General features: G+C 67.5%; 1 protein-coding gene (cut by a window edge). It reads left to right on the top strand.

The genetic code is table 11. The features are described from left to right. On the top strand, positions 1-15,469 hold the 3' portion of the coding sequence (locus ACOCEP_RS34360; RefSeq protein WP_482333545.1) for a WXG100-like domain-containing protein. 12,305 nt of this gene lie to the left of the window's left edge; the window shows 15,469 of its 27,774 coding nt (coding positions 12,306-27,774); the start codon falls outside the window, past its left edge; the stop codon is at positions 15,467-15,469.

Genomic DNA, 15,469 nt, shown 5'->3' with positions numbered 1-15,469 from the left:
ACGGCCCCGGGGCGATGGCGAGCTGGTCGGGGCCAGCGCCAGGGTCGGGCTGACCGGATCGTCGAGTTGGTCCGGCAGCAAGCACACCGAAGTGGGCACGGAAAGCGAACACGTTCTTCTGGCGAATCCTTATGTCGCCGCGGGGGTGCCCCAGCCGAAAGGATCGGAGACCTACGAACAGGGCCGCCAGACCCTCGGCGGGGCCAGCGACTGGGTCATCGGGCTCGACCCGCTCGGCGGACGGGGCGACGGCAGCGAGCAAGGCACGGGAAGCAGCTCCGGCGGCCCCGAGCTGCCCTCGGTGAACAAGGGTGCCGAACCCGAGAAGATCACCAGTGTCTGGTCGGAGCCCTGGGACTTCCGGATCGTCATCGAGCCGGACTCCCGGTTCTCGGGCCGTCGCACCGTGGTCGACGTCGAATTCGACCGTGGCTACGTGACCCGCTACGCCGACCGCGCGGACCGTCTGCCCCCTTCGGTGACGGACGCGGCCGACGAGATGGCCCGCGCGGACGCGGTCTGGGAGGCCGCACGGGCGAAACTCCGTACCGAACCCACCGAGGCGAACCGTCTCGCGGAGAACACGGCAGAGGCCGCGTGGCGACTGGCCGAAGAGCGCTATCGGCAGGCGATCGCCGACGTGCGGGAGCCGTGGCTGACCGCGACCGCTCCGGCCGCGCGCGTCGAATTCCAGAAACACGGTGACGGCAGCAACGCCCGGCGGGCCGAGCTGGCCAAAGTCGTCGAGCAAGTGCTGCAGGCGCGGCGGGACGGCAAGCAGACCGTCCTCCGTTACCGGTTCGAGGGCGGTGCGGATCTCCAGGCGCACCGGACGCTCCTCGAACGTGAACTTGGTCATCAGCTCGGTCTCGCCCAGTTCGGTCTGCAGCCTCATGAACGTTTCGGTGTGGCCGAGCTGGGCATGGACACGACGCCTGTCTTCGTCGGCGGCCGCGGTGACACGCGGGCCGACATCTGGGTCGAGGTGGTCGCCGGTGACGAGCGCCCCAGCGCGGGCGCCGAAGAAGTGGAGGCCGGTGCGGAACCGTCCTCGCCGCGACCGGAGCCGCCGTTACCCGCGGAGATCCCCGTGCCTCGGGAGCCGGTCACGCGCGCTTCGGAACCCGCGACGGAGCTGGAGTCCTTCTTGGACCCGGCCGAGTCGGCCGGACCGGCTCGGGAGACACAGCCAGACGCAGACCCGGCTCATCGCGTCGACGAAGCCGATGAGACCGACGGTGCCGCGACTCCCGAACGCCGGGACAGCATGGAGCTGACCGAGATACCGGTCATTCCGCCATTTCAGCCATCCGTGGCGCGCACGCCTGAGATGGGCCACGTGACCGAGGCGCCGGTGATCGAAAGGGTGCTCGCGACGCCCGCGGGGGAAATGGTCGCGTTGCTGCTGCCGGGCAAGGGAGATACGCCGGCGGGCGTCGCGTTCCTCGATCGCGCGGAGGTGCCTGAGGTCCGCGCGATCCGCGCCGCCGCCGCGAAGCTGGAGGAAGAGCGGCCCGGGACCTTCGTGATCGCCGGTATGCAGCGGGGCGGGGAGTTCGCGGTGCCGACGGAATACGGAGCCCCCATGCGGCTTCCTGTCGCGGACACCTTCGCCGCGGTTTCGGAGCATCTCGTGCCATGGTCGCAAGTCCAGCGCGTGGTCGTCGTGGCGTGTTATCTCACCGACCCGATCATGGGCGAGCTGCGCCGGTTCGCCCCTCCCGGAGTGGAGGTCGAGGCCCGGTTCCTGCACGACCAGGTCCATGTTCACCACGACGGCTCCATCGTGTCCGGCGAGACCCCATGGCCGGTAGCCCCGGCCGTCAGCCTCCACCCGGATTCCGCGCCGGGCGCGGCCGGGCCGCCAGTGCGCCGGACCGTCGAATGGACCGAGCACGGGGAAAGGGAAGTGGCTTCCGCCATGGAGGCCGTCAAACGCGTCATCGAGGAAGAAGGCGCGGACGTAACGCAAGGCGAAGTCATCGCACGGCTCCGGAACTTCCCTGCCGAGTCGGTCGTGGCGGCCTGGCATCGAGTCCACGGAACGGTGCCGGCGGCACTTCCGGTGCCGAGGGACCAACTCGGTTCGGCGCTGGCCGAGTTGCTCGGAAGCTCGGCGGGGATCGACCGTGAGGCGGCCTATGGTGCGCTGAAAGAGAAATTCGCCAAAGAAGGCTACGCTCCGCTCGGTAAAACCCGGTTCGATGCCCTCTGGCGGGATACGAACCCTTCATCATCGGGACCGAGCCGGCCCGGCATGCCACCGTCCGCGCCGAAGTCGAAGCATGATCCGGAGAAACTCGACGCGGCCATGCGGGATGCCATGTCGCGGCTGGGCTATGGCGAGAAAAAGGTGACGGCGAAGGCTATTTTCGATCTGGCCAAGAATCTGCTCAAGGATCCGGGCACGGGTAAGAGCCCGGGCAACGAGTTCTTGCAGCAGTCCTGGAACCGGGTGCGCGGGCAAGGTGCCAAGTTGCGAGGAGAACCTGCTACGCGCGCCCTCCGGGACGCCCTTCAGGGTATTCGTGACAGCAACCCTGAGATCGATCCGAGTGAAGCTCTCCGCGAGCTGCGGACTCTCGTCGAACAGAGGCCGGATCTGCCTCAGGTCGACATGGCGACGGTAGTCCAGCTCTGGGGTGGTCCGATCCCGGAGTCAGCTCTCGCGGGAGAGGGAATCCAGCGCGGCAAGAATGTGGAGCACACGTCGGAGGAACTGAAAAACATCACGAAGCAGGCGATCAGCGCTCTCGAGAAGACGAGGCCGGAGGGTTCGACGAAGGAGATCACGCAAAGCCAGGTCAGGAAGTACCTGTCGGACACGGGAGTGAAGGCGGCGGGGAATAGGCTGTGGCAGGCGTGGCACGAGGCGAAGGAGACGGCGCCCGCTGTCCGTCGCGGAGACACTGAGAAGCTGGTCCGCGCCGCGCTCTCCGTCCTTCTGGCGGAGAACGCCAATATCAGTCGGCGTGATGCCTTTCAACTGTTGAAGCCGCAGTTTTCCCAGAACATCAAGGAGGTGTTCAGCCGCGTCTGGCTGGATGCCGGCGTAGGCGCCCGTTCCGTCGCCGATCCGGAAAGCGCCGCTCACGGGTTGGCCTCAGTCGTGCGGGAAACCCTCGAGAACCGGCCGGATTGGACGCTGGAGCAGGCTGTCGGGCACCTCGCGAGCTGGGATGTCGCCGACGAGGCGAGGCTGACCGCCGCGGCGGACGGGATGGGGCGGCTGCCTGCTCCCGCCGCACTTGAAGCGGTCGACGACGCACGGCTGGACGCGACGGTCCGGAGTGTCCTCGCCGAGAACGGTGAACTGACGATCGCGGAGGTCTGGGGCGAGGTCCGGGCCGGCGGAGTCGAAGCGACCTACGAGCGGATCGGCGAGGCCGTGGCCAGGGTGGTGCCCGGGCGCGAGCAGCGTGGTCTGCGGACGATATCGGACATGTTGGTCGGCGAGGTGGCCAAGATACTGGTCAAGGCGAACGAGCGACTGCTGATTGCCGACTTCGAGGCCGAACTTCGTGCACGGGGAATCAGTATCGCCGGCTATCGTGCCACGTACCATTTACGGCTGGCCAAGGCAGTGCTGGGAATTCCCCTTCCCGCGCTGAACGACGCAGCCCTGGATCGACACCTGCTCGGACTTCTGGGCGAAGACCGGACCGAGCGGAAGATCGGATCGGTCACGCAACTTGTCAGGGCCGTGCATGATCAAGGGCGAGATATCGGGTATCGGCGCATTCAGGATTCCTTGGCCCGCTTGCGGTCGACGCATCCGGACCTTGTGGACGGCCTGCGTGGGAAGATTCCCGCGTCAGAGCTCGACACCGGCTCCGCGGCCGGGCGTCCGCGCTCGGTGCCCGCGGGTAAGCGACCGGCCGAGGACCCGGTAGCCGCCCCGTCGAAACGCCCGGTCGTGACCGATGCGCGGGGTACTTCCCACGAAGCGCTTGACCGGCCGCGTGACCCGGCGGCGGACGAGCGCTCAGCGGCCGGTGACGCTGGGGCGTTGCTGGAGAGCGATGTCGCTTTCGTGGTGGGTTTCGATCCATCGGCGAATCTTTCCCAGTCTTCGTTGCGGAGTCTGCTCGAGCAGGTGAGCGAGTGGGTTCCGCCGTTGCGGCCCACGGTGGACGGCGATGGGGTGCTGGTTTCGCCGCGACTGCGTGAAGTGGTGGACCAGTGGGGGATGGCGCGGTTGACGGAGGGTCGTCCCGTGTCGTGGGTGGCGGCCGCTTCGGGTGGGCTGCTTTCGGCGGATCGGGTCGGGGCTCTGCTCGATTCGGTGAGCGCGGCAAGGGATCTGGGTACTTCGGCGGGGCGGGTGGTGGTCTCGGAGTTCGCCGATGGACAGGGCCACGTGGTGGGCGCGGGTTTCATCGATCGTGGTGACATGGCAGCTGTCAAGGGAGCGCGGGCCGCGATCGAACGGTTGCGGACGGACTATCCGGACGCGTTCGTCATGGTGGGCCGCCATCGGGACGGAGTGGTGGAGGCGCCGGGCGCGAACGCGGTGCGCATGGGCGCGGTGGAGGCGTTCCGCGGGCTGGCGGCGGGGGTGGAATCGTGGGCGCCGTTCTCCCGGGTGATCGTGCTGGCGTGCTACCTGTCGGATCCGGTGCTGAATTCGGTGTCGGCCGGTGTCCGGAGCATTCCGGGGGCTGGACACGTCGAGGTGATGCCTTATCACCTCGGCGAGGTGATCACTGTCGATCTCGATGGCACGATCACCACCGGGACGCATCCTGGCCCGCATCGCCCGGTGCTGAGCTTGCACCCCGACTCGGAGTCAGTGGCGTCGCAGGAGACCCGGCCCGCCGGGGAGCCGTCCTCGTCGACCGGAGGACCGCAACGCAACTACGGCTCCCAGGAAGAGTTGGTGGCCGCCGTGCGAGAGGCGAAAGCGGAACTTCTTCAGGCCGGGGCAGCCAAGATCGGGTTGAAAGAGGTGGGGACTTGGCTCAGGTCGAACAAGAAAGGTGCTACGAACAGCGACATCCTCGAGGCATGGCGAATAGTCGAAGGGACGGAGAGCAACCTTCGCGGCATCGAGCTCTGGGAAGCCCAGCGAGCGGCACTGGCCGGGGTCCGCGAGAGCGATCCGGGTATCACCCGCGAGGGTGCCAAGAACGAACTGAAGAAGCTGTACCCGAAACTGGGCAGGGATCGCTTCACCGCGCTCTGGAAAGAGGTTGTGCAAGGGGTCTCCGCGGGAGCGCGTGATTCCGGGACGGCCGTCCTGCCTGGACAGGAGTTCGAGGGGGTTGTGCGCGAAACGATCCAGCGGGATCCCGAGCTGACCGTCGAACAGGTCGTCGACCTCGTGGCCGGGCAGGACGGTGCCGACAGAGCCTCGGTAGCCGCCGCGGCGGAACGTGTGGAGGCCGCCCTGCGGCTGGACGCCGCCGTCACTCGCGTTCTCGCCGAAAGCGAGAACCCTACGACGGTCGAGATCTGGGGTGACGTGAGGTCAGGCGGAATCCTGGCAGGCTACGACAGCGTCGCCAGGACACTGGCCAGGCTGGCACCGCAGCGAAGCTTCGCGGCGACCCAGAAGATATCGGACGAACTTCTCCTCGCGTTCGCCAAGGATTTGGCCGATCCGAAGCTGACTGGATCGGGCTTACGCCACGAACTCGAAAAGAGGAAGATCGAGGCCGGTCAGAGCCGAGTTCACAAGGCTCTGGACGAGGCCCGGAAGAGCGCGGGGCCGGTTCCCGCGCTGCCGCGCGGCGCGGAGCTGGATCAGCGGGTCGCCGGGATACTGGAAGGGGAAACCGGCTCAGGCAACCGTGCCCCTTCGGTCAGCCAGGTTCAGCAACGGCTACTGGCCTCGGGAGTGCCCGCCTTGAGTTTTGAGCAGGTGAAGTCCTCGATAGATCGAGTCGAGGGAACCGTGGAGCTGGACGATGTCGTCCGAGCCGTGGTCGGTGAGAACCCTGGTCTTGCGAGTGCGGAGCTGGTGCGGAAGACCAAGGACAGGGTGCGGGGGGTCACCGCTGAGGAGATCTTCTCGGCGGCGGCGCGAGTGAACGCGCCTCGGGCGAGGGATCGAGTCGAGGGAGCCGCGGAGCTGGACGATGTCGTCCGAGCCGTGGTCGGTGAGAACCCTGGTGTCGAGAGTGCGGAGTCGGTACGAGGGGCGTCAAAGGACCGCGCAGACAGAGCCGTCGAGCTCGATGCCGTTGTCCGGGCTCTGATCGAGGAGGACCCCGGTCGCACCGGTACGGAGTTGGTGCGGGAGACCAAGCACAGAGTGCCCGGGGCCATCACCGAGCAGGTCCTCTCGGCAGCGATGCGAGTGAACGCGCCTCAGGCCCCGGGAAGCGGATCGGGAGCCGTCAAGCGCCCTGCCACCGAGGCGGAGACGTCGCCGGCCGGTGAGGTGGTGGATGCCGCTCCGGCGCCGGGGACGGTGTCGGGGATGCGTGACGCTTTGGACGAAAGTGTCGTGACGCACGTGCTGGAGTTCGATCCGGAGGCCAACGCCCTTCAGCCGTCGCTGGCGGCGATGCTGGAGGCGTTGAAGACCTGGGACCAGGGGATCGTTCTCGAGCGCACGGAAGGAGGTGTGAGGGCGTCGGCTCCGGTGTGGGAGTTGGCCGACCGGTGGGGATTGGCGCGGTTGGCGGAGGGGCGTGACGCGCCGTGGGTAGCGGAGAAGTCCGGTGGATTGATCTCGGCGGAGCGCGCGGACGCGTTGTGGGGAACACCGGCGATGACGAGGGTGCTGGACACGGCCGCGGGTCGCGTGGTCGGCCTGGAGCTGCACGGTCGTCGTGGCGCGTCGATCGGGATGGCGTTCGTACCGCACGAGGACAGCACTGCGGTGCGTGCGGTGCACGCGGCGGCGATGCGCTTGCAAAACGAGCCGGGCACGTTCGCGGTGTTCGGCAAGCACCGTGAAGGGTTCTTCGCGGTACCTCGCGTGGGCGGCGGGACCTCGACGCTGGACGCGGTAAGTGCTTTCACGGCGTTGTCGGCGCAGCTGCGGCCGTGGTCCACCGCGATCCAGCGCGCGGTCGTGGTCGCCTGCTACCTCACCGATCCGCAGATAGGTGAGCTCCGGGCCCATCTCGCGAGCACGCCGCAGGCCCGGCATGTCGAGCTGATTCCCTACCACCTCGGTGACCGGCTCGGCGTCCATCGAGACGGCAGGATCACCGTCGGCGACGACATCGGTGGCGACGCTCCGGCGATCAGGCTCGACCCCGACACGGAAACCTCGACGGAGGTGCGCGGCAAGGCGGGCAGGCCGTTCACCTACACCGACGCGCAACTGGACCACGCCATCCGGCAGATCCTCGCCACCCCGAGGAACGGTGTGAAGGCGACGCTGACGGAGGTCAAACAACGGCTCACGAATCCTGAAACCGGCGGGCGCCCCGGTACCGAGCGCATCACAGAAGTGTTTCGCCGGTTGACGGGAACGCGGCCGGTGCCGCGCGGGTACACCGAAGCCGTCCGCGATTTCACGCGAGAACTGGTCGCGAACAACCCCGCCATGCCCTGGGACGAGGGCTTCGCCGCGGCCAAGGAAAGGGTTCCGCGGCTCATCGAGCGGCATTTCGACCGGGCCTGGAAGGCGGCCGGTGGACGGCCTTCCGAGGCCGTGGTGTCCGAGCCCGCGGTTTCCCGGCCCGACCCCGACCTCGCTCTGGATTCCATGGTGCGGGAAAGCCTCGGTGATCGCACGGACGCGGCGGAGATCAGGCCGATCCTCGACGACCTCCTGGCGCGCGAGGCCGTGGACGCGAAACGGCTCCACTCCTCGGTGGTCCGGGTGACCGGTGTCGCCCTGGACGATCTGCTCCGGCCGGTCGACGACGGCGAAGTGAACCGGCTCGTCGAGAACGTCATCGCGACGTCCGGTTCGCTGTCGTTTCTGGCCATCGCCGACGAACTCCGCGGCCGTGGAGTGCGCGTTTCGCACGACCGGGTTCTCGCCTCGCTGAAGACGGTGCACCCGGCATGGTCGCAGCGGCTGCCGCAACGGATTTCGTCCGCTGACCTGGATCGGTTGCTCGGCGAGCTGTACGGCGAGGGACAGGTTCCGTCCATCGCCAAGACCGTCGACACCCTCGCCGCCTTCAACTACGGAGCCGGCCGCGGCAAGATCGTCGAGTCGTTCGCCAGGATTCGCGAGTCGAGGACAGTGACTCTGGAGTCGATGTCCGGCGAGGACGTGCACGCCCGGTTGGCCGAAATCCTGGCGGAGCGGGGAACCCGTGCCGTGGACATCGAGAAGGTCGTCCCGCATGTCGTCCGGGCCCTGCGGGCCGATCCCGCACGCACCGATCTGGCGATCGGCAAGGAGCTGCGGCTGGAGCGCAAGGCAGGCGCTCGGACGAAACTGGTGCAGCTGACCACGGACGTCCGCGCGGCGATGCGCGAAGTCGCCGCCTCGCTGCCGGTCGAAGCCGCGGTGAACGCGCTCCGCGCCGAGGAACCGGGCCTGACCGCCGAGCAGCTTTCGGCGAAGGTGAGCGAGGCGATGCCGACGGTCGGCGACACGCGGGTTCGCGCGGCGGTGGCCCGGCTGACCGCGGTCGCTTCCTCGGCCAGGCAGGAGCCGGCCCGCATCGCCGACGTCCGTCGAACGACGACGGGGGAGGCGCAGCCCGCGCCCAGGCGGCGCGTGCGGGCCACGGCCGAGCAGAAGGCCGTGAGGCGCGAGCGGATGAGGGTGTTGAGGACCGAGGTCGCCCCGAGGAGCCCTCTGGCGCAGGCCGCTCACCTGGTCCCTCCGCCCAGAAGCGCCCGGCGCATGGACGCGGTGCTGGACCAGCGAGGTGTCGAATTCGTCCTGCGGTTCGACCCGAACACTCCCGCGGGACGGATGTCACCGAGAGCGAAACTCGAAAGTTTGGCGCAGTGGTACCCGGAGATCGACCTCATGCCGCGCGTGGACGGCCTGCTGGAGTCACTGCAGTTGCGCGCGGTGGTCGATCAGTGGGCGCTGGACCGGTTGGCGGAGGGGTATACGCCCGCGTGGGTCGTAGCGGCTTCGGACGCGTTGCTGACGCCGAGCCGGGTGGCTTCGCTGCGGGCCGAGGTGCCGGTGAACGAACGAGTGCTCATGACCCCGATGGGGAACGTCGTCGCCCTGGAACTGCCCGGCAGGGTGGGAATCCCCGCCGGCGCGGCGTTCCTCCCACGCGCGAACCGGGAGGCAGTCCGGGCGGTCGTCACGGCCGCGGCCAGGATCCAGGCCGCCGAGCCGAACTCCTTCGTCCTGTTCGGCCGGCACGCGAACGGACAGTTCCTGGCGCCGGGCGAGGGCGGAGCCATGAAAGGCATCCCCGCGGTCGCGGGACTCGACGCGGTTTCCCGCCAGGTGATCCCGTGGGCCACGGTCTCCCGGGTGATCGTCGTGGCGTGCGACCTCACGGGCCCCGTGCTTTCCGAGCTTCAGTGGCACGTGAGCAACCTGTTGCCGATGAAGAGCGTGCAGGTCGTGGCGTGGCAGTTGAACACGAAGTTGCACGTGTTCGACGACGGCGACATCGCCGGGGGCCTGATCCCGCCGGGTCGTGTCCCGGCGGTGAGCTTCGACCCGGACGGTGCCCCGAGTGGAGCCGTTCCGCCACGGCGGCCCAAATTCACCCTCGACCAGGTGACCGAGGTCATGCGGACGGTGATCACGGACCTGGAGAAGGTCGGGCGCAGCACGACTCAGGCCGCCGCCAAGCGGTTCGCGAAAGACCGGCTGAAGGACCCGATCACCGGACGGGGCCCGGGCAATGACCTGCTCCAGCGCGCCTGGCACGAGGCGAGGGGAACACAGCCGGCTCCCCACGTACTCGGCGAGGTTTTGCGGAAGATCGTCGACGAGAATCCCGGTATCGAGCGAGACACCGCGAAGGACCTGCTGACCGAGCAGATCTCGGGAAGGAAAGACCTGTTCGAGGTGGGCGAAAAGAGGTTCGACGCTCTTTGGCGCGAGGCCGGATCGGTCGATCGGATCAGGCGTGGCGACGACACCGGCTTGGACTCGGTCGTGCGTGACGCGTTCATCGACAGGCCCGATGCGACCGTCAAGGACGTGGTCGATCGTCTCTTGAGCGAGAACGTGGCGGACGAGAGGAGCCTGCTGGCATCCGTGGGCCGTGTCGTTCCCGTCGGCGGGCGGCCTGGCGATCCTTTCGGCGAAACCCGCGGTGCGGACAAGGCCCCCGAGGTCAGTGAGCTGAAGGTGCGGGCGAGCGCGATGCTCGCCGTGAATCCTGACTTGACCAACAAGCAGTTCGTGGCGGCTCTGCGAGAGCAGAACATCGTGATCCGCAAGCAGCTCGCCGGTGAAGCTCTCACCGCGGCCAAGCTCGCGGCCGGTTTCCCGGTGCGGGGAAGGGTGGACGCCCGTCTCGACGACGCGGTGATCGAACTGCTGATCACCCGCCCCAGTACGACACATACCGAGATCCGCAGAGTCCTGCGCGAAATGGACCCACCGATTCGTGTCGGTCCTGAGGCGGCGCGTGCCTCGCTCGCGCGAGCGAGGGAGAAGCTGGCCGAGCTCAGCCCCACGGTGAAAGCCGTTCTCGACGAGCAACCCGACCTCGCCGGACCCGCTCTCGTGGCGAGGGTGCGCGAGATTCAGCCGGACGCCGAAACGGGGCTGGTCGAGGCGACGTCGGCGATGTTGCACGATCCGCAGATCGTTCCTGCCCGGGCGTCGGCAGCGGGGGCGACGAACAAACGGAGCGCCGAAGAGGCGGGGCTGGACGTCAGAGCGCCGAAACGGGCCGCCACGATTCCCAGCGTGCCAGTGGATCCGGAGACGATCGATTTCGTGCTCAAGTTCGATCCGGAGCACAACCGGACTCAGGGCACGCTGCGGGAGATGCTGGCCGCGGTCTCGGTGTGGCGGCCGCAGCTCAGCCTGCCGGATCCCGTGGAACGCCGCGCGGTCTCTCCGGAGATGCGCGAGCTGGTCGACCGGTGGGCGCTCGCGCGACTGGACAGCGCCCGTGAACAGTCGTGGGTGGTGGAGAAATCCGGCGGTCTGCTCTCGGCGGAGCGGGTCGCGTCGCTGGCCGACTCGCGGACGACCGAAAGGGTGCTGGCGACCTCCGACGGTGAGATCACCGTGGTGGCGTTGCCGGACAACGGCGGCGGGTTCGCCGGTGCGGCCTTCGTGCGGAGCGTGGACGCCGCCGCCGTGCGAGGAGTGCGTGCCGCCGCCGCCCGATTACGGGCGACAGACCCGGACGCCTTCGTGCTGTTCGGAGAACATCGAGACGGGCGATTCAGAGCGCCGCGCAATGGTGAAGGCTTCGCGGATCTGGCCGTGTCGGAAGCCTTCGACGCGATCGCCGGAACCCTGGTGCCGTGGTCTTCGGCCAAGCAGGTGATCGTCGTGGCTTGCGATCTCACGGACCCCGTCGTCACAAGGCTTCAGCAGCGGGCCGACGTCCTGTCCGGCGGGAGCCTCAAGGTCTCCGCCTACCACCTGCACGACAAAGTGAACGTCTTCGAAGACGGCAGCCTCGCGGCCGGGACGGGCCCGTGGTCGAGTCCGCCCGTGTGGAGCCTCCACCCGGACGCGACATCGCCTCGGCCGGAGGGGACGGGCACACGGCTGGGCAGGCGGCCGGGGATGACCGACGACGAACTGGAGAATCGCGTGCGGGAGGTGGTTCGGCGACTCGAGGAGATGAACCCGGGGAAGAAGGTCAGTCGAACTCAACTCCAAGAGCACATCAAAGACCCTGACACCGGCAAGGCTCCCGGCACTGACCGGTTGCGGAGAGCTTTGCATGCAGTGCGGGGAACGCAACCCGTTCCGCGTGGAGAAGTGACCACGGAGATCCGGTTCGCCGAAATCTGGACGACCCATGATCGTGACACGGAGGTGGTCGCGGACAATCCGCAGGAAACCGACGCTCCTCGGCAGGCGAAACCGAAGTACTACGAGTCGACGCAGCACCGGATCGACGATGCCGAGCTGGACTCCCATCTCCGTGAGGAGTTTGGTGCGGACTCGCAGCCAACGATTGCCGACGCCGCGCGCAGCCTCCGCGAAAAAGAGTTCTCTGTCGGTGATTACCGCATCCAGAGCAGCTTGAAACGGATCTGGACAGAAAATCGTCTCCCCATCGAATATAAAATCGAAAGACAAACCCAGCGCATTCTTGAAATGCTGCGCAAAGAGCCCTGGCTCGTCCGCCGGAGGATCATTGAAATCCTTCGCGCGGAGAAGGAAACCTTCCGAAACGAGACCTTGAACCGCATGATCAAGACCGCGCGTGAGGAATTGGCAAGGGGTGCGGAATCACTATCCGTCGGCGCCGTCGTGCACGGTCTGCTCGATGGCCACCCCGGCATCACCCCGGCGCAGCTTCGCGCGGCGATGGCCCTCTTGAAGCCCGCGGCGACCCGGGAAGAGATCGACGCGGCGGCAGCCGAGCGCCCTTCTTCGTCCGCTGACGAGGTGACCGCCTCCGGTCTCTCGGACGAGCTCCCCGTCCGGCTGGGCAAACGACCTGCCCAGGAGCCGGTCGCCGGACGTACGAAGCGAGCCGCCACGGTGACCGAGAGGCCGGAGATCGCCGGAATGGGCGACACGGCTCACTCGCGGGCTCCCGGCGAGGGAACCACGGACCCGCCCGGGTACGTGCCCACTGAGGCCTGGCGCGCGGCCTTGGCCGAGAAGGCCGAGGCCGCCGGGCGGGACAATCCCCTCGTTTACGCCGACACCGTGCGGTCCTTGAACGAGCGCTTCTCCCGGGAAGGGTATGCGGATATCGGAAAGAATCGGGCTCGCGCCCTTTGGCAAGAGGTGGTCGGGGAGCAATCTGCGGCAAGAGCCTCTGTTGACGAGCAAGTGGACTCGATCGTCCGTGCCGCGATCGCCGAGAACGCGGGTTCGAGCGTCGGTGAGATAGTCGAACTTCTTTCTGCTAGAAATGTCGCCGACCGGAATACCCTGTTCGCCTCGATCAGCCGGGTCGCGCAAACGTCCCAGCGCGAAATGCCTTCTCGCTTGCCCGCCAGGCGGGGCGAAGTCGGGGGATTGCGGAGTATCGACAGGGAGGAGCTCTCCGGTGTGGTGGAGAGTGCTCTTGCGAAAAATCCCAACCTCTCGATGCTGGGTGTGGCCGCTGCGGTGACCGATGCGGGAATGTACGCCCCGAGAGGCTGGATCGACGATGCGGTACGGGCTGTCGATCCGGAGCGTATGACGAAGAGCGGCGGAAGGATCGCGGACGAAAATCTGTCGAGGCTGGTCAGTGAGCTGATCGCGCGGGAGCACACCTTCGACGAGGTGGTACAGAAGGTTCGCGCGGACGGTTACATCGTCATCCGGCAAACCGTTCACGCGTTGTATCGCCAAGCGAGGCGCGACGCAGGAATGGCCCCGCTGTCGCGAATCGATGACCAGGAGCTCGAGCATCGGGTGACCGAGCTGGTGAACGAGGGTGCGCGCCTCACCGCGACCGATGTCCAGAGACGGCTGGAAGCGGAAGGAATCAGCATCGGCTGGCACCGAGTCCAGCCTGTCCATCTGCGCGTCTCCGTCGCGGCCGAGGTTCGGGTCCAGCTCGGCCAGGACCCCGGACTGTCCCATGCCGCTCTGGTGGCGGCTGTGAAGCAAACGCTGCCGAAGACCGACGACGCACGGATCGCCGCAGCGGTGGCGTGGTCGATGAACGAGGTGCGAGAGCCGGGAACCGCGTCGCGCGCCGAGTTGTTCACGCCACGATGGGAGAGTCCGGAGCCCGCGCCGGGCCTTACTCCCGAGGCGGAAGCCGGGTACGAGCGGGCCGTGGACACACTGCTCTCCTACGACCCGGATGTGCGTGGAAAACAGCCGACTTTGAAGGCGATGCTCGAAGCCGTGTCGCGGTCGGTTCCGGCGCTCGCTCCCGAGCAGCGGGATGGTGTGCTGGTTTCGCCGAGAGTCAAGGAAGTGGTCGATCGCTGGGTGTTGGCACGGCTGGCGGAAGGACGCGCGCCGGCGTGGGTCGCGGAGAAGTCCGGAAGATTGATTTCGTGGAACGAGCTCGCCGTCGACGGTGACGGCCTGATCTTGCCCCGGTTGCGCGAGATGGTGGAGCGATGGGGGGTGGCGAGCCTGGCAGAGGGGCGTTCGCCTCGGTGGGTCGAGGAGACGTCGGGCGGATTGCTGCCCGCGGAGCGGGCGGTCGAACGAGCCGTGCGGTCCTTCGATCCGGAGAACGACCAGAGCCTGCCCTCGCTGAGGGCCTTGTTGGAGAGCCGCTCGTCGTGGTTCTCCGATTTCGACCTGACCCTGGACGACCAAGGCGTAGTGGTGTCGCCGCGACTACGGGCGGTGGTGGACCAATGGGGGTTGGCGCGGCTGGCCGAAGACCGTGTCCCGGCGCTGGTCGCGGCCAAATCCGGTGGGCTGCTCACCGCCCCTCGGCTGGCCAGTGTGTACAACACGACGACGGAGAGCGGAGCACGGGAGACGACCGCGGGAGGGACGACGGTCTGGCAGGATCAAGCCAATTCCCGCACGACCTGGCCGATCTCTGCGGGATCGGCGCCGGATCTCATGCTCTCCGCCGCGAGCCGGACCGGGTTGTACCCCATCGAACGCATGGACGATCTCGTGTACTGGCGTGATCCGGCCGACCCGCTGTACCGGGTGGCCGGCTTCCTGGCCGATGCCGAGGGCCGCGTGCATCCGGAGGTGCGGAAGCGAGCCGATGAGATCGAGGTCAAGATTGTCAGCGGCAAGAGCTACCTCAAGGACATCGCCCGGAACCCGGCTGATCCTCGGATGCCCGTGACGGCGGTGCGCGACCTGGAGCGGATCTGGCCGCGGATCGAGAACACCATCGCGGAGGAGGTGCGCAGGGTGGTCGAACTCGGCTATGTCCCACCTCGAGAAGGAGGCCCAGAGGTACTTTTGCGCCCGCAACCGGGCCGCAAGGTCTACGTCGGGCGGGTCAAGCCGTTGCACACCGCTCCGCACGAGCAGGTCTTGGTCGGGCAGCTCGGGCTGAACCTGGCCGATCCGCCGGGCGCGGTCCCGGCGACGGCTCAGCCTTCGCTTCTCAACGGCGGGATCGTCGCGATCTACCTCGGTGGATATCTGGGCAGGGCCGACGAAGAGGGAACTGAAGCCCAGGCAGCCGTGGAGGCCGACTGGAGGAGGCGATACCCGGCTTACCCGGCGTATCTCATGCAGACGGGAAACCAGCGGCGGGGTGACCTCGTCAGTGCCGAGGCGGCCGCGAACTCGTCCGCCTTCATCAACGCCGCGACCACTCCGGACGGCCGGACCGATTCGTCCCGGGTCAATGTGTCGATGCTCGCGACGAAGATCGTGTTACCCGACAAAGACCGGCCGCGGCGGACGATCGTGATGACGGCGAACGTGTTCGTGGCGCTGGAGAACGCGTTCGACCCGGAAACGAACCCGTTCGGTGTCCTGCTGACCGACTACGGGGACATGTACAAGTTTTCCGATCCAGAGATCAAGACCGAAGAACCCTGA

Source organism: Amycolatopsis sp. CA-211722 (genome assembly GCF_056828465.1).
This window is presented reverse-complemented; position numbering and strand designations above follow the sequence as displayed.